Below are 18769 nucleotides of genomic sequence, written 5' to 3'. Positions count from 1 at the left end.
TCATCCCCACCAGACCGGGGCATCGGAGCCCAGCGGCATGGGCGGCGTCGCCCACGCCGCCGGGGTGGCGGAAAGCCGCGCCGCGTGGCGCACCAGCGCCAGGCGGCCGAAGCGGCTTTCCACCGTCTCGATGCGGTCCGCCACCTCCTCGAAGCGCGGATCCGGCGCGGCAAAGCCCTGCGGCAGCCGGGGCAGGGACCGCAGCCAGAGCGCGGTGCGGGCCAGCGAGACGCGGACCTGCCAGGTCCCGCCCTGCCGCGCCCGCCGCAGCAGCGCCACCAGGATGCCGAGCGCCAGCAGCGTGCCGCCGGCATGGTCCAGCGCCTGGGCGGGCAGCGCCTTCGGCTCCGTGCTGCGGGCCGCCGCGGCCTCCGCCCGGTTCAGGCCGCTGGCGGCCTGCACCAGGCTGTCGAAGCCGCGCCGCCCGGCCCAAGGGCCGGTGAAGCCATAGGCGGACAGCGAGGCATGGATCAGCCCCGGCCGCAGCCGCGCCAGCGCCGCCGCCCCCAGGCCGAGATCGTCCAGCCCGCCGGGGCGGTAGGATTGCAGCACCACATCCGCCTGCGTCGCCAGGTCCCGGAAGCGCCGCGCCTCCCCGGGGCGGCGCAGGTCCAGGAAGGCGCTGCGCTTGCCGCGGCCGGTGTCCATCACCAGGGGTTCCACCTGCGGCAGATGCGGGGCGGTGATGTGCAGCACGGCCGCGCCATGCGCCGCCAGCAGCCGCCCGGCGACCGGCCCGGCGATGATCCGCGTCAGCTCCAGCACCCGGATGCCGGACAACGGGCGGGCCCCGAGGCCGGGCAGGCGCGGCGGCGCGTCGCCGATCCGCTCCACCGCCACCAGCGGCTCCGCCGCCACCGCCTGGCCGGGGGCGGAGGCATCCCACTCCGCCAGGTCGCGCAGCGCCGCCACCACCAGCCCGGCCTCGGCGGCTTCGCGTTCCACCGCCAGCGCGTCGCGCCGGGCGAGTTCCGCCGCCACCGCCTCCCGCGTGTCCGCCGTGCCCAGAAGGCGCACCAGCCCGTCCCGGTGATGACGGAAATTGGTGTGCACGCGCAGCCAGCCGCCGGCGCAGCGATACAGGCCGGCGATCGGGTCCCATAGATCCGGCAGCGGACCCTCGCCCAGCCGCAGATAGCGTTCGGAACGGAACTCGATGGCGGCGTCGCGCATCGCGACGCGCACCGATTGCGCCGGGCCGCCGCGCAGCCGGTGGAACTCGGCGGCGGCCAGCGCCACCGCGGCGATGCTGGCCTGCGCCGCCGTGCCGATGGCGAAGGAGGAGGGCAAAGCCGGCTCCGCGCCACTCAGCGCCACCTGCGCCAGGGCCTCCGGCGGCAGGTCCAGTCGGGTCCAGAGGTCGGTCAGGGCCTGCATGGCGTCAGCATCCATGGAAGATTGGGGCCCGCCGCGCGCGGAAGGCGGCCAGGCCCTCCGCGAGGTCGGCGGTGGGCAGCAGCCCGGCGAAGGCGGCGGCTTCCAGCGCCAGCCCGGCCTCGATCGGCAGATCCTGCCCGCGGGTGACCGCGGCCAGCGCGGCGGCTACCGCCAGCGGCGGCTGCGCAGCGATCGAACCGGCCAGCGCCATCGCCGTCTCCAGCAGCGCGGGCGGAGGCACCACGCGGTTCACCAGCCCGATGGCCAGCGCCTGGTCGGCCGCAATGGGCTCCGCCGTCAGGATCATCGCCAGCGCCCGCTTGCGGCCGACCTGGCGGGCCAGGCGCTGCGTGCCGCCGAAGGGCGGCGGGAAGCCCAGGCGGATTTCCGGCTTGGCGAAGCCGGAATGGCTGGCGGCCACTGCCAGGGAAGCGGCCTCCACCATCTCGCAGCCGCCGCCATAGGCCAGGCCGTTCACCGCGGCGATGACCGGCTTCGGGCAGGAGTCCAGCCGCGCGGTCAGCGCCTGGCCGCGCCGCACGAAGTCCCGCATGGCTCCGGCGCCGGCGATCACCGGGGCGAAGGCGTGGATATCCGCGCCGGCGCAGAAGGCGCGGTCGCCGGTGCCGGTAAGCACCACGGCGCGCACCGCCGGGTCCGTCGCGATGGCGTCCAGCGCGGCGTGCAGCGCATCGATCAGCGGCGCGTCCAGCGCGTTGAGCCGCGCCGGGCGGTCCAGCGTCAGCAGGGCAATGGCACCATGGCGGGCCTGGCGCAGGCCATCGGGGGCTTGGTTCATGACGAGAGCCTGCCCGCCGGGCGCCCCGGGCGCGACCGAGATCGGTTCATGGATGATGAGCAGGACTCATCCATCCCGGCCCGCCCCGTCCGGCCAGGATCGGCCAAGGCAACGCCTAGCCGATTGTTTTGTCACACATTCCACATGTGGCGGTGTTTCCCCCGGAACGAAAGATGCTTTAGTCTGTTCCGCATGGCTGATCCCATCCTGTTCTGGTTCGATTTCGCTTCCCCCTATTCCTGGCTCGCGGCGGAGCAGGTGGAGGCGGTGGCGGCGCGCTGCGGGCGGCGCGTCGCCTGGCGGCCCTTCCTGCTTGGCGTGGTGTTCCGGCAGACCGGCATGGCGCCGGTCGCCGCCCAGGCGCTGCGCGGCGACTATGCGCGGCTGGACGTGGCACGGCTGGCGCGCCGGCTGGGGCTGGACTGCGCCACCATCGCCCCGTCGCCCGGCTGTTCCGTGGCGCTCGCCACCGCCTTCTATGCCCTGCCGCCGCCCCGCGCGCCGCGCTTCGCCCTGGCCGCGCTGCGCGCCACCTTCGCCGAGGGCCGCGACCTGTCCACGGCGGAAGCCGCCAGCGGCCTGGCGGGGCTGGAGGAGCTTTCCCCGCCCGCCGCCCGCGCCCGGCTGCGCGCCGCGACGGAGGAGGCGCTGCGTCTCGGCATCTTCGGCGCGCCCTATTTCCTGGCGGATGGCGAGCCCTTCTGGGGCCAGGACCGGCTGCCGATGCTGGAGGCGACGCTGCGCCGGGCCTGACCGCCTGCCCCGACCGGCAAACAAGGCAGCCATGCTGACCTGTCTATGGCGTGCCGGGCCGCCACGGCCCTGCAATGAGGGCCGGAGGATTGGCCCGAAGGACAGGCGATGGCCCACCCGCTTCCCCCGCTGCCCAAGCTGCGGCTGTTCGAAGCCGCCGGCCGCCATGGCAGCTTCACCGCCGCGGCGGCGGAACTGCACGTCACGCCCAGCGCCATCAGCCATGCGGTGCGCGGGCTGGAGGACCAGCTCGGCCTGCCGCTGTTCCACCGCGACCGCAACGCGCTGCGCCTGACGGCGGCCGGCCAGGACCTGGCGGAGGAAGCCAGCCGTGCCTTCGCCGGCCTCGCCCGCTGCATGGACCGGCTGGGCCGGGTGCGCGACGGCGGCCTGGCGCTGAGCGTCGCGCCGACCTTCGCCGCCAGCTGGCTGCTGGCCCGGCTGCCCGGGCTGCACCGTCGGCACCCGGGCCTCGCCATCAGCCTGACCACGGAACGCGACTGGGTGACGCTGGGCGATGGCCGGCACGACATGGCCATCCGCATGGCCGCGGCGCCGCGCGGCCCGGGCGAATGGCTGCACCTGGTGCAGGAACGCCTGCTGCCCGTCACCGCCCGGCCGATGCCGCTGGAGGCGGCGCTCGCGCGCCTGCCGGCGATCCATGTCACCTCGGTGGCGGAGGATTGGGCCGCCTGGGCGGCGCGCCGCGGCCTGGCGCCGCCCGACCCGGCGCGCGGCCTGCGGGTGGATACGGTGCACATGGCGATGGAAGCGGCGGCCAAGGGGCTGGGCGTGGCGCTGGCGCGGCTGCCGGTGACGCAGGACGACCTGGCCGGCGGGCGGCTGCACGGGCTGGACCCGCCGCAGGAAAGCCGCACCGGCTACTGGCTGGTCACCCGCCCCGGCCTGCTGCGGCAGCGGGAGGCCAGGCAGCTCGCCGCCTGGCTGCGCGCGGAACTCGCGGCGGGCTGAAGGGTCTACTGTGGGAGAGTGGGAGCCCGCGCATGACCGAAGACTTCCCGGCCGCCTGGGTGGTGCAGTTCGCCGGCTGGGTGGCGGCGGGGCTGGAAGCCGTTGGCGTGCTGGCGCTGCTGGGCGGCGTGGTGCTGACCACCGCCAGCTTCCTGCGGGCCGGCCTCGGCGCCGACCGGGCGGGATCCTTCCGGCGCTACCGGGCGCAGCTCGGCCAGGCCATCCTGCTGGGGCTGGAACTGCTGGTGGCGGCGGACATCGTGCACACCATCGCCACGCCGCTGACCTTCGAGAGCATCGCGACGCTCGGCCTGGTGGTGCTGATCCGCACCGTGCTCAGCCTGTCGCTGGAGGTGGAGATCCATGGCCGCTGGCCCTGGCGGCGGGCGGATCACGGGCAATAGCGGCCCGGACTCCGGCGCCCCACAGCAGGCCGAGCCCGGCCGCCACCGCCAGGTCCAGCGCCGGGGCGGGGCTGGCCACCGGCGCATCGGGCCGCACCACCCACCACAGATGCGCGCCATGCTGCACCAGCAGCAGCCAGCACACCGCCGCCATGCGCCGGCGCCCGTGGTCCGGCGGCGCGGCCAGGGCGATGGCGGCCAGCAGCGCCGGCAGCGCCAGGCCCAGCTGCACCCAGCCCCAATCGTCCAGGCGGCGCAGGTACCAGGCGGATTCCTCCGGCCGGTCGGCCATCCACACCACGATGAACTGGGTGAACCACAGCCACAGCACGGCCAGCCCCAGCGTCAGCAGGGCGCGCTCCAGTCCCGGCATGCCCTGGGATTCGGCTGGCGCGCGGCCCAGCAGGGGGGCGGCCAGGATGGCGGCGGCCAGCGCCGCGGCCAGCCCCTCCACCCAGAGGGAAAAGCCCTGCAGGCTGGCATACCAGGTGATGTCGCGGGACAGCACCCAGTCGAAGCTGGCCAGCGTCGTCGTCGGCAGCAGCAGCGCCAGCGCCAGCGCCGCCACGCGCGGATGCCGCCCGGGCCGCGCCAACCCCCAGCCGAGCGCCGCCCAGACCGCGAGGCAGGCCGCCGCCCGCGCCTGGAAGGCCCAGGGCTGCAGCAGCAGGCGGATCGGCCCTTCCGGCGGCGGGCCGGCGGCCCAGGGGTACAGATGCGCCAGCCCCAGCAGCACCGGCAGGGCCAGCAGCGCCACCAGCGGCACGGTCCGCGCGGCGGCTTCCAGCGGCGCGCGCACCGGTGCCAGCCAGGCCTCCCCCAGCAGATGCCCCAGCGCCAGGATGCCGATGGCCCCCACCGCCAGCTGCGCCAGCAGCAGCAAGGCCGGCAGCCAGGCCTCGGCCAGCGCAGCGCCGCCCAGCGTTGCGGCCGAAACCGCGGCCAGCGCGGCCAGAAGCAGCGGCAGCACCCTCATTGGCCCAGCCGCTCCACGAAGCGGGCGATGGCCCAGCGGTCCGCCGGCGGCAGCCGGTCGGCGAAGGGGTGCGGCCCGCCGGACGCCATCGCCGCCATGCTGCGCCCGGCCGCGGCCGGCAGCGGCGGCGGGGCGGGAAAGCCGCGCACCACCACGGCGCCATCCCCGGCGCCGGCGGGGCCATGGCAGGGGGTGCAGAAGATCGCGTAGCGGTCCGCGCCGCGCGCCAGCAGCGCCTGTGTCACCGGTGGCCCGGGGGGCGCCAGCGCCGCCTGCCGCGCCAGCGTGCCCTGTGCCACCGCGCCGGGTGGCGGCGGGGCGGGCGGTTTCGGCGGCGGGCTGGCGGGCCAGCCGTCGCAGGCGGCCAGCAGCAACAGCGGCAGCAGGCGCCTCATCCGCCCAGCGCCGCAACGGAAAGTGGCCGGTGGGGGGCCAGCAGGCGATGCGCGGCGGCGGCGTCGAAATCCGGGCCGTCCAGCTCCAGGCTCAGGAAGAAGCGATCCTCGCTGGCGCGGTGGAATTGCGACGCGGCGAAGACCGGGTGGTGCAGCCGCGGCAGCCGGTTCAACGCCAGCATCCCCAGCAGGGCCCCCGCCGCCGCCCACAGGATGCCGACAATGGTGGTGGCCGGCAGGAAGGCCGGCAGGGCGTGCAGCGGCCGGCCGCCGACATTGATCGGCCAGGCATGCACGGAAAGCCACCATTGCGTGCCATAGGCCAGCGCCGCGCCGGCCAGCCCGGCGGCGATGGCGATCCAGCCGACCGGCGATTCATGCGCGCCCAGCAGCTTCGCCGCCTCCGGCACCGGGAAGGGCGCATGGGCATCCAGCTTCCGCCAGCCGGCCGCCCGCGCCGCCCGCAGCGCCGCGACCATCGGTTCCGCCGCCTCGAACTCGGCCAGCAGATGCGTGGTCATGGCGCGTCGGCCTCGCTCTCCTCGTGCCGCGTCTCGAACATCGAGACCACGGGCACGAAGCGGGTGAAGACCAGCAGCATCAGGGCGAACAGCCCGACCGTGCCGGCCAGCAGCGTCCACTCCGGCAGGCTCGGCGCATAGAGCGGGCCGGTGCGCGGCAGGTGGTCGCGCAGCAGCCCGCCGGCGACGAGGGAGAAGCGGTCGAGCCAGACGCCGATGGCGGCGGCGAGGCCGATCGGCACCGCGTAGCGCGCCCGGCGCCGCACGCCCTTCAGCCACAGCAGCTGCGGCAGCACGACCACCAGCAGCGCCGCACCCCAGTACAGCCCGGCATAGGCGCCGAAGGCGCGTGCCGCCATCGCCTGGCGCGTCGCCTGGTCCTCCAGCCACGCCACCAGCAGCGCCTCGGCGTACACATAGCCGCAGGCCAGCGCGGCCGCGGCGGTCAGCTTCGCCAGCAGGTCCATGTCGGCATCGTCGATGTAGCGGCCGAGGCCGAGCCCGCCGCGCAGCAGCGCCGCCAGCGCCAGCACCACGCCCAGGCCCGATGGCAGGCCGGTGGCCACCACCTGCAGCGGCAGCCGCGCCTGGTGCCATTCCGGCACCAGCGTGGTGGCGAATTCCAGCGCGACGATGGTCTGGGCCGAGACCAGCATGGGCAGCACCATCGCCGCCACCATCCGGTAGGCCGCCTGGTGCCGCGCCCAGTGCTGCACCGAGCCGCGCCAGCCCAGCGCGAAGAAGCCGTAGATCCGCGCCAGCCCCAGCCGCCCGCGCGCGGCGGCGCGGTCGCGCATGGTGGCCAGATCGGGGATCAACCCGGTGTACCAGAACAGGAAGGTGACGACGACGTGGGACATGATGCCCCAGAAATCCCACACCAGGGTGGAGCGGAATTGCGGCCAGAGCTGCGTCGCCGCCGGGTAGGGCACGGTCCAGTAGAACAGCCAGGGCCGGCCGAGATGCAGGATGGGGTAGATCGCCGCCGCCGCCACCGCGGCCAGCGCCGCCGCCTCCGCGAAGCGGTTCACCGCGCTGCGCAGCCCGTGCCGGCGCAGCACCAGCACCACGGCGAACAGGCTGGCGGCATTGGCGATGCCGATCCACCAGACATAGTTGATCAGGTCGAAGCCCCAGACGAAGGGGATGTTGGTGCCCCACAGCGCCGTGCCGCGCCACAGCAGCGCCACCACCGCATAGGCCAGCAGCAGCGTCAGCGCGGCGGAGGCCAGCACCGCGGCGGTGAAGCGCCAGCCGAAGTCGCGGCGCAGCGGCGCGTCGGAGACCGGCCTTGTCGAGAAGCCGCTCATCGCCGGCGCACCGGGGCCTGGCCTTCTCGCGCCGGCGCGCTCACGCGCCGATCCGCGCCAGGTAGGTGGTGCGCGGGCGGGTATCGAGTTCGCCCAGCAGCGCGTAGCTGCGGCCCTCCCGCTTCGCCCGCGCCACGGCGCTGTCAGGGTCGTTGATGTCGCCGAAATGGATGGCGCGCGTCGGGCAGGCGCGCTGGCAGGCGGTCTCGGCCACACCCTCCCCGGCCGCCTTGATGCGGTGCTGGCAGTAGGTGCATTTCTCGATCACGCCGCGCGGGCGCAGCGGCACCGCCGGGTTGCGCACCGGCACCGCGCCGGCCTGCCGCGCATAGCCCGCCCAGTTGAAGCGTCGCACCTTGTAGGGGCAGTTGTTGGAACAGGTGCGCGTGCCGATGCAGCGCGGATAGACCATCAGGTTCAGCCCCTCCGCATCATGCACCGTGGCGTTCACCGGGCAGACCACCTCGCAGGGCGCCTTCTCGCAATGCATGCAGGGCACGGGCTGGAAATCCACCGAGCGGTCCTCCGGCGGGCCGGATTCCACCCGGTCCACGCGCAGCCAGTGCATGGTGCGGCCCATCGCCGCTTCCTCCGGCCCTACCACCGGCGTGTTGTTCTCCGCCTGGCAGGCGAGCACGCAGGCATTGCAGCCGATGCAGGTGTCCAGGTCGATTGCCATGCCCCAGGCGCGGCCGGGATACCGCCAGGGCTCGTACAGCGAGCGCGGCGTTGGCAGGGGCGGGATCGCCTCCCCGGCCGCGACGCGCCGCACCCGCGGCGTGGCCTCCGCCAGGGCGCGTTCCGGCAGGTGGCCGACCAGCGCCTGCGCCGCGCCGGTCGGGCGCAGCGCCAGGCCGGGGGCGACCCAGGGCGCGGCGGCGGGGCGGAGGCTGTAGGCATCGAAGCCGATGCCACCCGGCATGCCCCCCGCCACCTGCCTGCCACCGCCGAGCGGCAGCGTCACCACCCCCGGTGCCTGGCCGGGCGTGACCAGCACGGGTGCGTGCAGCCGGCGGCCCGCCAGGGTCAGTTCCAGCACCGCGCCATCCGCCACGCCGAGCGCGGCGGCATCGCGCGGCGCCAGCAGCACCGCCTGGCCCCACATCACGCCGCCGAGCGGGCGTGGCAATTCGTGCAGCCAGGCCTCCGTGGCGAAGCGGCCATCCCACAGAGTCGCATCGGGCGCGAAGACCGCCACGAGCCCCCTGGCCGCCGGCGCGGGGGGCGGCAGGGCGACGTCGGCACGCGGCGCGATGGCCAGCGGCGCCGGCGCGCTGTCGGCGATCAGCCCCGCCTCCAGCGCCTGCAGCCAGCGCGCTTCGAAATCCGCGCCCCATGCCGCCCGCCAGGTGGCCTGCACCGGCGCGGCGCCATCCGCCGCCTCCCCGGCCAGGCGGGCGAGCAGCGCATCGGGCGCGATGGCGGCTTCCACCAGCGGCACCGTGGCGGGCTGGCGCAGCGCGGCGGTGCCGTCGAAGGCGCGGCTGTCGCCCCAGCATTCCAGCGGGTGGCGCAACGGCAGGTGCCAGCCACAGGCCAGCGCCGTCTCATCCACCTGGACCCCCGCATGCAGGCTGTGCGGCACGCGGCGCAGCAGCCCGGCGATGTCGAGCCCGGCCGGCGCGTCATAGGCCGGGTTCGCGTCCAGGATCAGCAGATGCGTCACCGCCTCCGCCTGCGCCAGCAGCCCGGCCAGCGTGCCGGCGGGCGCCGCCAGCGGGTCCGGCACCAGCCGCACCGGCGCGCCGAGGCGCGCGTTCAGCCAATGCGCCAGGGCGTGCACCGCCTCCGGCTGGCCGCGCCCTGCCAGCACCAGCGCGCCCGGCCCGGCGGCGCGCAAGGCGGCGGCGATCGGTGCCGCCTCCGGATGCGCGGCGGCGGGGCCGAGGCCGAATGCGGCGGCCACGGCGCGGCCCAGCGCCTCGATCCCCGCCGGCGGCAGGGTCAGGCGGCGATCGGCCTTGGCGCCGGTCAGGCTCGGCGTCGATTCCGCCACGATCAGTGCCGGCATCCGCCCCGCTTCACGCCCGGCCGCCCGCGCCGCGGCCCAGCCGCGCGCCTGCGCCAATTGCGCCGGGCCGGGGCCGAGCGGATCGGCGCCCAGCGCCAGCACGCAGGTGGCGCGGGAAAGCGCCGGCAGGGCCACCACCGGCCGGCCGAAGGCCAGCATCGCGCCCGCCGCCGCCGCCGGATCTTCCATCGGCGCCTGCACATGCCAGCGCGCCGCCGGCCAGCGCGCCAGCAGCGCCGCGATCAGCCGGCGCGTGGTGGGCGAGGCGACGGGGCCGGTCAGCAGGCGAAGGCCCTCCCCGCCCCTCAGATCCAGCGCCGCCTGCTGCGCCGCCAGCCAGGTCTCGAATTCAGCGGCGTCGCGCAGCGCCCGCCCCTGCCGGCGAAGGTGGCGGGAGCGCGCGGGGTCGTGCAGCGCCAGCACCGCGGATTCGAGGAACACGTCGGTGGCGCCAAGACTGGCCGGATGGCGTGGATTGCCCTCCAGCTTGATGGCATGGCCGCCCAGCGTGCGCGCCAGCACGCCGCGCCCGAGACCATCCAGGTCCAGCACCGTGGCGTAGCTGGCGGAGTCCGCGGACACGCCGCGCGGCCGGGCATGCAGCGGCGCACCGAATTCCTGCGGGTCGTCGCAGCCGGCGGCGGCGGCCAAGGCAAGCGAGGCCCCGGCGGCGCGCAGCAGGCTGCGGCGATCGGGCGGCGGCAGGGGATCGGGCGCGGTCATTCCGTTGCGGCTACGCCGCAGCGCCACGATGGTTCCCCGGTCTGCAACCACGTCGGGCCTTTCGGCGTTCCAGGGGCATGATCCTGCGCGCCGCCGGCCTGACCCTTCTGCTTCTCGGCGCCTGCGATGCGGCCGAGCCTCCCGCGGCGCTGCGCATCGCCGGCGGCGATGCGGCGCGTGGCGCCCAGGTGATCGCCGCCCATGGCTGCGGCGCCTGCCATGTCATCCCCGGCATTCCCGGCGCCGTGTCCTGGGTCGGGCCGCCGCTGATCGAATGGGCGCGCCGCGGCGTGCTGGCCGGGCGCGTGCCGAACGCGCCGGAACATCTGGTGGCCTTCCTGCGCAACCCGCAGGCGACCTCCCCCGGTTCCGCCATGCCCAATCTGGGCCTGGGCGAGGCGGAGGCGCGCGATGCCGCGGCCTATCTCTACACGCTGGGCGCGGCGCAGGCGGTGCCGGCGGGCCAGCCGCTGGCACCGGGCGAGGCCGGCACCCTGCCCGGCCCCCGGCTGCGGCCCCAGTTGCGGCCCGGGGCGCCTCAGTAGCCCACCCCGCAGGCCGGCATCAGCAACGCCGGCGCCGCCTGGAACAGCACGGCAAGCAGCGCATAGGCGGCGGCGGCGGCGGCGAACCAGCGGGTGAAGCGCGGCTCCGCCTCCCCACCCTCCGCCACCGGGCCGCCGAGGCCGGCCAGGGACCACCCCAGCAGCAGGCCGAGCGGCAGCAGGATGGCGATGGTGGCCAGCCCAACCATCGTCGGCACCCAGGGCAGGCCGAACAGCAGCGCCTGCTCGTAGCCACGTTCGCAGGCGAAGGCGTTGATGGCGTAGAGGGCGGTAAAGTGCAGCGCCCACAGCACCAGGCCGCCGGCGCTGGCCAGCACGGCATAGGCCGGCCGGGGGGATGAGACAGGGTGCAAGGGGCTCATCCGAGCAGCCTCGGGAAACCATGCAGCAGCAGCAGGCCCAGGCTGCCCTGCCCCGTGGTGTACAGCCAGAACAGCCGGGTGTTGTCGAGCGTCAGCCGGCGCTGCCCGCCGAGCCGGCCGGTCAGGCTACGCGCCAGGGTGTAGCCGCCCATCAGCAGCGCCACCGCGCCGTGGAAACCCTGCCAGGCGAAGATCGCCCAGGCGCTGGCGCCATAGGCGTGCAGCGTCGGCCGTACCGGCCCCTGCCACAGCGCCCAGCCATCCGCCGCCAGCCCGGCCACCAGCAGCGCCATGGCGGCCAGCAGCGCCAGCCGGTGCGCCCGGCCGCTTCCATCCCCCAGCCACCGGCCGACGCAGGTCATGGCCAGCGCCGCCGCGCCATACAGCACCAAGGCCCCCAGCCCCCAGCCCGCCACCGGCACGCACTGCCCCGGCGGGGGCCACATGCCGTCGCCATTCACCAGCCACAGGAACAGATAGCTGCCGAGCAGGCAGGCATAGGCCGTGCCGCTGACCAGCATCAGGCAGACCATGGCCCACCAGGAGGTGGTGACCGGCCCCGTCGCATGGGTCGGCAGCACGATGCCGCCGCCGATATCCACGCGCTCCGGCCCCACCGGCCCGTGGTCCGATCCGGTCCAGAGCCAGCCGATGAAGCCCACCAGCGCCAGCAGCCCGAACAGCACCGCCGGGATCGGCAGCGGCGCGACCAGCGACAGGAAGAAGAAGGCGGTGCCCACCGCCGCCAGCACATGCCACCAGCCGGGGCCGGAGACATAGGCGATGTAGAGCGGCGTCGCCTCCGCCGTGCTGGTCACCAGCGCCTCCCGCCGCCCGGTTGCGGCGAAGGGCAGGAAATGCGCGCCGGCCTCGATCTCCCGCTTCAGGGCCGGGTTGGACCAGAGCGGGTAGCGATCCGACACCAGGGGGATGCTGCGCAGCCCGTAGGCCGGGCCCTTCACCCATTCCAGCGTGCCGGCATCCCAGGGGTTGGGCTGCGGATCCTCCTGGTTGCCCATGCGGAAGTTCTTCGCCACGTCGAACAGCAGCACCGCCGCCCCGGCGGCGAACATCGCCGCACCCAGGCTGGACAGCAGGTTCCACAGCTCCAGCCCGAAGCCGGTGGGGTAGGTGTAGATGCGTCGCGGCATGCCGAGGAAGCCGCTGATGTGCATGGGGAAGAAGGTCAGGTTCGTGCCGAGGAACAGCAGCCAGAAGGCGGTCCTGCCCAGCCGTTCCGACAGCGCGGTGCCGACCGTGGGCGCCCAGTAGTACAGCGCCGCGAACAGCGGGAAGACCATGCCGCCGATCAGCACGTAGTGCAGATGCGCCACCACGAAGTAGGTGTCGTGCGCCTGCCAGTCGAAGGGGGTGACGGAGACCATGACGCCGGTCAGCCCGCCCATGGTGAAGATGAACAGGAAGCCCAGCACGAAAAGCGCCGGCGTGTGGAAGCGGATGCGCCCCGGAGCGCTGGCGAAGGTGGCGATCCAGGCGAAGACCTGAAGGCCGGAGGGGATGGAGACGGCGAAGCCCGCGGCGGCGAAGAAGGACAGCGACAGCGGCGGAATGCCCGTGGTGTACATGTGATGCACCCACAGCCCGAAGCTGAGGAAGCCGGTGCCGACCAGCGCCACCACCACCAGCGCGTGCCCGACCAGCTTCGCGCGCGCCATGGTCGGCACGATCATCGAGACCATGCCGGCGGCCGGCAGGAAGATGACGTAGACCTCCGGATGGCCGAAGAACCAGAACAGGTGCTGCCACAGCAGCGGGTCGCCGCCGCGTTCCGGCAGGAAGAAGGGCCAGTCGAAGGCGCGTTCCAGCTCCAGCAGGGTGGAGGCGACGATGACGGCGGGGAAGGCGAAGATCACCATCGTCCCGAAGACCAGGATGGCCCAGCCATAGATCGGCATCCGCCCCAGCGTCATGCCCGGCGCGCGGCAGCGCAGCACGCCGACGATCAGCTCGATGGCGCCGGCGATGGCGCTGATCTCGATGAAGCCGATGCCCAGCAGGTACATGTCGGTGTTGATGCCGGGCGAGTAGGCCTTGCCGGTCAGCGGCGGGTACATGAACCAGCCGCCATCGGGGGCGATGCCGAAGAAGATGCCGGCGTAGAAGATCAGCCCGCCCACCAGGTAGATCAGGAAGGAGAAGGCGCCGAGCCGCGGAAACGGCAGCTCCCGCGCCCCCAGCATCGCCGGCAGCAGCGCCACCGCCACCGCTTCCACCGCCGGCACGGCGAACAGGAACATCATCACCGTGCCGTGCATGGTGAAGACCTGGTTGTAGGTGGCGGCATCGACGATCTGCAGGCCGGGGAAGGCCAGCTGGGCGCGGATCACCAGGCCCAGCAGCCCGGCGAGCAGGAAGAACAGCAGCGCGGTGGCGACGAACAGCGGCCCGACCAGCCCGTTGTTCACCTCGCTCACGGCCCGCCAGCCCGGCGGCTGGCGCCAGACGGCGCGCAGCGCCTCCAACTCCCCTTCCGGGCGGGGCAGGGCGTTCGGCGTCACGCTCACTTCAGGGACTCCAGCCAGGCGGCGAGCGCGAGCAGTTCCGGTCCGTCCAGCGTCCGGCCATAGGCCGGCATGGCATTGCCGGGCTTGATGTCCTGCGCGCCGGCGATCCAGCCGGCCAGCGTGCCGCGATGATTGTCCAGCACCCCGGCCGCGAGCGAGAGGCGGGAGCCGACGCGCGACAGGTCCGGCCCCAGCCTGCCCTGCCACTCGGTGCCGCGCACCGTGTGGCAGGCGCCGCAGCCGGCCTCGCCGAACACCGCCATGCCGTGGGCCAGTTCCGGCGTCGCCGGCGGCGCCACCGGGGTGCGCTGGCGCAGCAGCCAGGCCTCGAATTCCGCCTCCGGCACCGCCACGGCCCAGAACGCCATCAGGCTGTGCTGCACGCCGCAGAATTCGGTGCATTGCCCGCGCAGCACGGCGGGCCCATCGGCGCGCAGGCGCTGCACGTTCACCCGGCCGGGGATCATGTCCATCTTGCCGTGCAGGTTCGGCAGCCACAGGCTGTGGATGACATCGCCGGAGGACAGGTGCAGCTCCACCTCCCGCCCCACCGGAAGGTGGATCTCGTTGGCGGTCACGGCGCCCTCCCCGGAATCGGGGTAGCGCACCTCCCACCAGAATTGCCGGCCGATCACCTCGATGCGCAGGGGCGCCTCCGCCCCCGGCAGCACCAGGGCGCGGGAGATGCCGAGCGACCAGGCCAGCAGCACCACCAGCGTGACCGCGGGGAACAGGATGCCGCCACCGATGACGAAGCGGCGGGAGGCCATGGCCGCCCGCACCCGCGCCGGGGCCAGCAGCGCGAAGCTCAGCAGGCCCATCACCAGCAGGAAGATCACCGTGCCGCCGATGAACAGCACCCAGCTGATCAGCGCGATGCGCCCCGCCTGTTCGCCCATCGGGTCGAGTGGCGTCTGCACGCCGCTGCAGGCGCCGAGCAACAACAGCAGCAGCGCAAGGCCGGCTCCCTGCATGATCAATCCCCCGCAACCCGGCGCTGAACGCGACGTGCCCGACGCGGTTCCCATCCTCAGCGATGGCAGGTCGAGCAATCGGCCAGCGGTGGCATGGGGATGCCCTGGTGGGCATGGCGCGCCGCCCGCGCGGGCTGGGCTTCGCGGTGGCAGTCCAGGCAGAAGCCCATGGACAGCGTTTCCGCCTTCACCGTGCGCGGCATGCTGGCGACCGCGCCATGGCAGGTGGCGCAATCCAGCCCGGCGCCGAGATGCGGGGCATGGGCGAAGCGCACATGCCCCGGCAGCCGGTGGACCGAGGCCCAGGCCACCGGGACATCCAGCGCCAGCGCCGTGTGCAGCGGCTGCAACTGGGCGGAGACGTTCCACACCTGCGCATGGCAGCCGAGGCAGGTCTCCGCCGTCGGCATCCCCGCCTCCGCCCCGCGCTCCACCCCCGCATGGCAGAAGCGGCAATCCAGGCCGAGTCCGCCGGCATGGATCGCATGGCTGAACGGGATCGGCTGCGGCGCCGGCACGCCGAGGCGCCAGGCGCCATCGGATCGCGCCCAGGCAAAGGCGAAGGTGCCGGCAAGCACCAGCACCGCGGCGCCGACCAGCGCCAGGCCGCGCAGCCGGGCATCGGTACCGGGCGGGAAAAGCTGGGTCATCCCTGCCGGGCCAGCTTCGCCATGGCGTCCCGCAGGCAGGCGCCGGAGGCCTCGAAACCCGCCCAGGGGTCGGCCGGCAGGCGGCCTTCCAGCAGCGCCGGCAGCCTCCAGCCGGCGGGGTCGAGGCCCGGCTTCACCGCCGACCAGGGGATCGGCCGCGCCACCGGGGCGCCGGGCCGCGCGCGCGGCGACCAGGCGGCGATCGCCGTCGAAAGCCGGTCGTTGCGCAGATAGTCCAGGAAGATGCGCCCGGTGCGCGCCTTCCTGGCCAGCGTGGTGGTGTAACGATCCGGCGCGTCGCGCTCCATCAGCGCGCAGACCAGCCGGGCGAAGCCCTTGGCGTCGGGCCAGTTCGGCGCCGGCCCGCGCCGCGGCGCCGCCAGCTTCACCACCACATGCAGCCCCTTGCCGCCGGTGACGCGGGCGAAGGGCGCGAGGCCCAGCGCGGACAGGCGCCGGCGCAGTTCCAGCGCGCCTTCCAGCACCCGGTCGAAGCCGAGACCCTCCGCCGGGTCCAGGTCGAAGACGAGGCGGTCCGGCACGCCGGGCGCATCGGCCAGCGCCCCCCAGGGGTGCAACTCCACCGCCGAGACCTGCGCCAGCGCCGCCAGGCCGGCGGCATCGTCCACCCGCATATAGGGCCTGGCCTGGCCCTCCACCGGCACCGCGCCGATCAGTGGCGACTGGCCCCGCATCGCATGGCGCTGGAAGAACAGCCCGCCGCCGATGCCATCCGGCGCCCGCAGCAGGGAAATCGGGCGGCCGGCGATCTGCGCCAGGAGGCGGTCCGCATACCGGTGGTAGTAGGCGGCGAGGTCCGCCTTGGTGACGGCGGGCGTGGTCGCCGTGGCCGGCCACAGGACACGGTCGGGGTGGCTCATCCCCGGCGGCCCCTTGGCGCGGGGCCTGGTCCGGCGGGGCGCCGCGGGCGGGTCCTCCGGCGCGGGCGCGGGTTCCGGCGGCGGCGTCACCTCGGCGGCGGGCTTGTCCTCCCGCAGGCCCTGGTAGCTGGCATGGCGCAGCAGCCCATCCTCCGTGAAGCCGCCATGCGCCACCTCCGCCACCAGCACCGGCTTCACCCACACCACGTCGCTGGTCTTCGCCGGCTGGGCGCCGATGAAGGGCGAGGTCCGGCGGTCCAGCCCCTCCAGCCGGCGCAGCAGCCCCGCCGCGCGCACCGCGCCGAAGCCGGTGCCGACGCGGCCGAGATAGACCAGCCGCCCCGCCCGCCTGGCGCCGACCAGCAGCGCGCCCAGGCCATCGCCACGCGCGCCGCGGCTGAAGCCGCCGACCAGCACCTCGTCCCGGCCGCGGCACTTGGCCTTCACCCAGGCCTCGCCGCGCCCGGAGGCATAGAGGGCGTCGCGCCGCTTGGAGACGATACCCTCCATCGCCAGCTGGCAGGCGGAAGCCAGCACCGCCTCGCCCGGGGCCGGGAAATGCTCCAGGTAGCGCAGCACGGGGCCAGGCTTCGGCAGCAGGGCGAGCAGCGCCAGCTTGCGCGCTTCCAGCGGCAGGCCGCGCAGGTCGCGCAGGCCGTCATGCAGCAGGTCGAAGGCGTAGAAGACCAGCGGCGCCCGTGCCTCGCCGGCCAGCACGGCCTGCAGCGTCGGGAAATCCGGCTGCCCCGCCGCGTCCAGCGCCGCCGCCTCGCCATCCACCAGCGCATCGGGCAGCCCCGCGGCGGCCGTGGCGATGGCCGGGAAGCGCCTGGTCCAGTCCAGCCCGTTGCGAGTGCGCAGCGTCACCCTGCCGCCGGCGATGCGCAGTTGCAGGCGGTAGCCGTCGATCTTGATCTCGTGCAGCCAGCCCTCGCCGCGCGGCGGGGTTTCCACCAGCCGGCAGAGCTGCGGCTCGACGAAATCCGGCATCGGCGCCGCCGGCTTCGGTGGCGCCTTGCGCCTGGCGGCCGGTCTGGGGGCGGGCCTGTCCGCGGGCTTGCCGGCGGCGATCTCCGCCAGGGTGCGGCCACTGGCGACGCTGGTGGCAGAGCGCAGCACGGCATCGCCTGCGCCGGGCGTCGCCATGCTGTCCCTCTCCTTGATCAGCAGCCAGTTGTTCCGCGTCTCCGCCTTGCCGCCGCGCGGCTTCATCCGCACCAGCACGAAGCCGCCCTTCAGCCTTTCCCCGGCGAGCACGAATTTCAGCTCGCCCTTCGCCAGGTCCGCCTCAACGCCATCCGGGTCCAGCGGCGCCCAGGCGCCGCGGTCGAAGATCTGCACGGTGCCGCCGCCGTAATCCGGCTTGGGAATGGTGCCCTCGAAGGCGCCGTAGTCCAGCGGATGGTCCTCCACCTCGACGGCCAGGCGCTTGTCGGCAGGGTCCAGCGAGGGCCCGCGCGTCACGGCCCAGGATTTCAGCACACCGCCCCATTCCAGCCGCAGGTCGTAGTGCAGGCGCCGTGCGTCGTGGCGATGGACGATGAAGCGCAGCCGGTCCTGTGCCGCGCCGGGGGCGCCCTGCGGCTCGGGCGTGCGCGCGAAATCGCGCTTCGCCCGGTAGCGCGCCAGCGTATCCGGCGCCGGCATCACCGCGCCGCGGCGCGCTTGCGTGCTGGCGCCTTGGCGTTCCCCCCGGATTTCGGCGCCGGCTTCGGCGCCGCCGCGGGCTTGCCCTTCGGCTTCGCGGCCTTCGCCGCCACCCGCTTCGGTGCCTCGGCAGGGGCGCCCTCCAGGCTGCGCCGCAGCGCTTCCATCAGGTCGATCACGTTGTCCTCGCGCGGCGGCGGCGCCTTGGTGCCACCGCCGCCGCCATCGCGCTTGCTCTCGATCAGCGCGCGCAGCGCTTCCTCGTAGCGGTCGTTGAAATCGCCCGGATCGAAGGGGCCGGCCTTCTGCGCGATGATGCGCTCGGCGATGTCGATCATCCCGGCATCCGGCTTGCGGGCCGGGATCTCGTCGAAATAGCCGGCCTGGTCGCGCACCTCGTCATGTGTGCGCAGCGTGGTCAGCAGCATGCCCTGGCCGCGCGGCTCGATCGCCACCACACGCTCCCGCGTGCCCATCACCACACGGGCCAGCGCCACCTTCGCCGCGCCTTCCATGGCGGCGCGGATCACCACGAAGGCGTCCACGCCCGCCTTGCCGTCCGGCACCAGGTAGTAGGGGTCGTTCCACCAGATGCGGTCGATCGCCGCCGCATCCACGAAGCGCTCGATGTCGATGGTGCGCGTCGATTCCAGCCGGACGGATCTGATCTCCTCATCCGTCAGCAGGATGTATTCGTCCTTCTCCACCTCATAGCCCTTCACCAGCTCCCGCCGCTCGACCGCCCCGCCCTCGGCATCGAAGGTGCGGGTGCGGATGCGGTTGCCGGTGGCCGGGTTGATGAGGTGGAAGCGCACATCATGGGCCGAGGTCGTCGCCGGATAGAGCGAGACGGGGCAGGCGACCAGCGACAGCCGCAGATGCCCTTCCCAGGTCGGGCGTGCCGCCATCGCCGTGCCGCCCCC

17 protein-coding genes are annotated in these 18769 nt (G+C 74.4%); 4 read left to right on the top strand and 13 right to left on the bottom strand.

Annotation, left to right across the window (positions count from 1 at the left end; genetic code table 11):
- Window positions 1-1377, bottom strand: coding sequence for a CoA transferase (locus HEQ75_RS18495; protein ID WP_235961925.1), 1377 nt, complete (start codon window positions 1375-1377; stop codon window positions 1-3).
- Between the two features lie 4 nt (window positions 1378-1381).
- Complete coding sequence (locus tag HEQ75_RS18490) at window positions 1382-2176, bottom strand: enoyl-CoA hydratase-related protein (RefSeq protein ID WP_168033418.1); 795 nt, start codon at window positions 2174-2176, stop codon at window positions 1382-1384.
- A 192-nt stretch (window positions 2177-2368) separates the two neighbouring features.
- Here HEQ75_RS18490 and HEQ75_RS18485 point away from each other — a divergent pair, with 192 nt between their 5' ends.
- From HEQ75_RS18485 to HEQ75_RS18475, 3 genes are all read left to right on the top strand, one after another.
- The gene (locus HEQ75_RS18485) at window positions 2369-2929 is read left to right on the top strand and encodes a 2-hydroxychromene-2-carboxylate isomerase (RefSeq protein ID WP_168033416.1); all 561 of its coding nucleotides are present in this window, start codon (window positions 2369-2371) and stop codon (window positions 2927-2929) included.
- A gap of 108 nt (window positions 2930-3037) precedes the next feature.
- Window positions 3038-3901, top strand: a complete 864-nt coding sequence (locus HEQ75_RS18480; protein ID WP_168033414.1) for a LysR substrate-binding domain-containing protein — start codon at window positions 3038-3040, stop codon at window positions 3899-3901.
- A 32-nt stretch (window positions 3902-3933) separates the two neighbouring features.
- Window positions 3934-4305 carry a DUF1622 domain-containing protein gene (locus tag HEQ75_RS18475; protein ID WP_168033412.1) on the top strand — a complete coding sequence of 124 codons (372 nt, stop codon included), beginning with the start codon at window positions 3934-3936 and terminating at the stop codon, window positions 4303-4305.
- On the opposite strand, the gene HEQ75_RS18470 is transcribed toward HEQ75_RS18475, so the two are convergent.
- The 5 genes from HEQ75_RS18470 to HEQ75_RS18450 are packed head-to-tail and all read right to left on the bottom strand — an operon-like array spanning window position 4238 to window position 10241.
- Entirely contained in the window at window positions 4238-5281 is a 1044-nt protein-coding gene (locus HEQ75_RS18470) for a hypothetical protein (protein WP_168033410.1), read from the bottom strand. The two genes, HEQ75_RS18475 and HEQ75_RS18470, sit on opposite strands and share 68 nt — an antisense overlap.
- Entirely contained in the window at window positions 5278-5676 is a 399-nt protein-coding gene (locus HEQ75_RS18465; RefSeq protein WP_168033408.1) for a c-type cytochrome, read from the bottom strand. Before HEQ75_RS18465 ends, HEQ75_RS18470 begins: the two co-directional genes overlap by 4 nt.
- On the bottom strand, window positions 5673-6197 hold the full coding sequence (locus HEQ75_RS18460) for a DUF3341 domain-containing protein (protein ID WP_168033406.1): 525 nt from the start codon (window positions 6195-6197) through the stop codon (window positions 5673-5675). The genes HEQ75_RS18465 and HEQ75_RS18460 overlap by 4 nt, the downstream gene beginning before the upstream one ends.
- Entirely contained in the window at window positions 6194-7507 is a 1314-nt protein-coding gene (gene nrfD, locus HEQ75_RS18455; protein WP_168033404.1) for an NrfD/PsrC family molybdoenzyme membrane anchor subunit, read from the bottom strand. The genes HEQ75_RS18460 and nrfD overlap by 4 nt, the downstream gene beginning before the upstream one ends.
- Window positions 7508-7547: 40 nt before the next feature.
- Window positions 7548-10241, bottom strand: a complete 2694-nt coding sequence (locus HEQ75_RS18450) for a 4Fe-4S dicluster domain-containing protein (protein ID WP_168033402.1) — start codon at window positions 10239-10241, stop codon at window positions 7548-7550.
- A gap of 77 nt (window positions 10242-10318) precedes the next feature.
- Between HEQ75_RS18450 and HEQ75_RS18445 the strand changes: the two genes are divergently transcribed.
- Window positions 10319-10786 (top strand): c-type cytochrome, encoded by a 468-nt coding sequence (locus tag HEQ75_RS18445; protein ID WP_168033400.1) that lies wholly within the window; start codon window positions 10319-10321, stop codon window positions 10784-10786.
- Here HEQ75_RS18445 and HEQ75_RS18440 read toward each other — a convergent pair.
- The 6 genes from HEQ75_RS18440 to ku are packed head-to-tail and all read right to left on the bottom strand — an operon-like array spanning window position 10780 to window position 18754.
- Window positions 10780-11169 (bottom strand): hypothetical protein, encoded by a 390-nt coding sequence (locus HEQ75_RS18440; protein ID WP_168033398.1) that lies wholly within the window; start codon window positions 11167-11169, stop codon window positions 10780-10782. The genes HEQ75_RS18445 and HEQ75_RS18440 overlap by 7 nt on opposite strands.
- On the bottom strand, window positions 11166-13694 hold the full coding sequence (locus HEQ75_RS18435) for a cbb3-type cytochrome c oxidase subunit I (RefSeq protein ID WP_328734352.1): 2529 nt from the start codon (window positions 13692-13694) through the stop codon (window positions 11166-11168). The genes HEQ75_RS18440 and HEQ75_RS18435 overlap by 4 nt, the downstream gene beginning before the upstream one ends.
- Window positions 13691-14668, bottom strand: a complete 978-nt coding sequence (gene coxB / locus HEQ75_RS18430; RefSeq protein ID WP_168033396.1) for a cytochrome c oxidase subunit II — start codon at window positions 14666-14668, stop codon at window positions 13691-13693. Before coxB ends, HEQ75_RS18435 begins: the two co-directional genes overlap by 4 nt.
- Before the next feature lie 56 nt (window positions 14669-14724).
- Window positions 14725-15318 carry a cytochrome c3 family protein gene (locus tag HEQ75_RS18425; RefSeq protein ID WP_168033394.1) on the bottom strand — a complete coding sequence of 198 codons (594 nt, stop codon included), beginning with the start codon at window positions 15316-15318 and terminating at the stop codon, window positions 14725-14727.
- Entirely contained in the window at window positions 15315-17846 is a 2532-nt protein-coding gene (gene ligD / locus HEQ75_RS18420) for a DNA ligase D (protein WP_168033392.1), read from the bottom strand. Before ligD ends, HEQ75_RS18425 begins: the two co-directional genes overlap by 4 nt.
- Window positions 17846-18754, bottom strand: a complete 909-nt coding sequence (gene ku, locus HEQ75_RS18415; protein WP_168033390.1) for a non-homologous end joining protein Ku — start codon at window positions 18752-18754, stop codon at window positions 17846-17848. The genes ligD and ku overlap by 1 nt, the downstream gene beginning before the upstream one ends.
- Window positions 18755-18769 lie beyond the last annotated feature (15 nt).

The organism is Falsiroseomonas selenitidurans, assembly GCF_012103215.1.
Lineage (GTDB): Bacteria > Pseudomonadota > Alphaproteobacteria > Acetobacterales > Acetobacteraceae > Falsiroseomonas > Falsiroseomonas selenitidurans.
This window is presented reverse-complemented; position numbering and strand designations above follow the sequence as displayed.

Bases quoted from the DNA above. Each gene is read 5' to 3' on its own strand.
- HEQ75_RS18480 (WP_168033414.1), top strand. From the start codon at position 3,038: ATGGCCCACCCGCTTCCCCCGCTGCCCAAGCTGCGGCTGTTCGAAGCC.
- ku (WP_168033390.1), bottom strand. From the start codon at position 18,754: ATGGCGGCACGCCCGACCTGGGAAGGGCATCTGCGGCTGTCGCTGGTC.
- HEQ75_RS18485 (WP_168033416.1), top strand. From the start codon at position 2,369: ATGGCTGATCCCATCCTGTTCTGGTTCGATTTCGCTTCCCCCTATTCC.
- HEQ75_RS18475 (WP_168033412.1), top strand. From the start codon at position 3,934: ATGACCGAAGACTTCCCGGCCGCCTGGGTGGTGCAGTTCGCCGGCTGG.
- nrfD (WP_168033404.1), bottom strand. From the start codon at position 7,507: ATGAGCGGCTTCTCGACAAGGCCGGTCTCCGACGCGCCGCTGCGCCGC.
- HEQ75_RS18450 (WP_168033402.1), bottom strand. From the start codon at position 10,241: ATGACCGCGCCCGATCCCCTGCCGCCGCCCGATCGCCGCAGCCTGCTG.
- HEQ75_RS18460 (WP_168033406.1), bottom strand. From the start codon at position 6,197: ATGACCACGCATCTGCTGGCCGAGTTCGAGGCGGCGGAACCGATGGTC.
- HEQ75_RS18425 (WP_168033394.1), bottom strand. From the start codon at position 15,318: ATGACCCAGCTTTTCCCGCCCGGTACCGATGCCCGGCTGCGCGGCCTG.
- HEQ75_RS18445 (WP_168033400.1), top strand. From the start codon at position 10,319: ATGATCCTGCGCGCCGCCGGCCTGACCCTTCTGCTTCTCGGCGCCTGC.
- HEQ75_RS18440 (WP_168033398.1), bottom strand. From the start codon at position 11,169: ATGAGCCCCTTGCACCCTGTCTCATCCCCCCGGCCGGCCTATGCCGTG.
- HEQ75_RS18470 (WP_168033410.1), bottom strand. From the start codon at position 5,281: ATGAGGGTGCTGCCGCTGCTTCTGGCCGCGCTGGCCGCGGTTTCGGCC.
- HEQ75_RS18490 (WP_168033418.1), bottom strand. From the start codon at position 2,176: ATGAACCAAGCCCCCGATGGCCTGCGCCAGGCCCGCCATGGTGCCATT.
- ligD (WP_168033392.1), bottom strand. From the start codon at position 17,846: ATGCCGGCGCCGGATACGCTGGCGCGCTACCGGGCGAAGCGCGATTTC.
- coxB (WP_168033396.1), bottom strand. From the start codon at position 14,668: ATGCAGGGAGCCGGCCTTGCGCTGCTGCTGTTGTTGCTCGGCGCCTGC.
- HEQ75_RS18495 (WP_235961925.1), bottom strand. From the start codon at position 1,377: ATGCAGGCCCTGACCGACCTCTGGACCCGACTGGACCTGCCGCCGGAG.
- HEQ75_RS18465 (WP_168033408.1), bottom strand. From the start codon at position 5,676: ATGAGGCGCCTGCTGCCGCTGTTGCTGCTGGCCGCCTGCGACGGCTGG.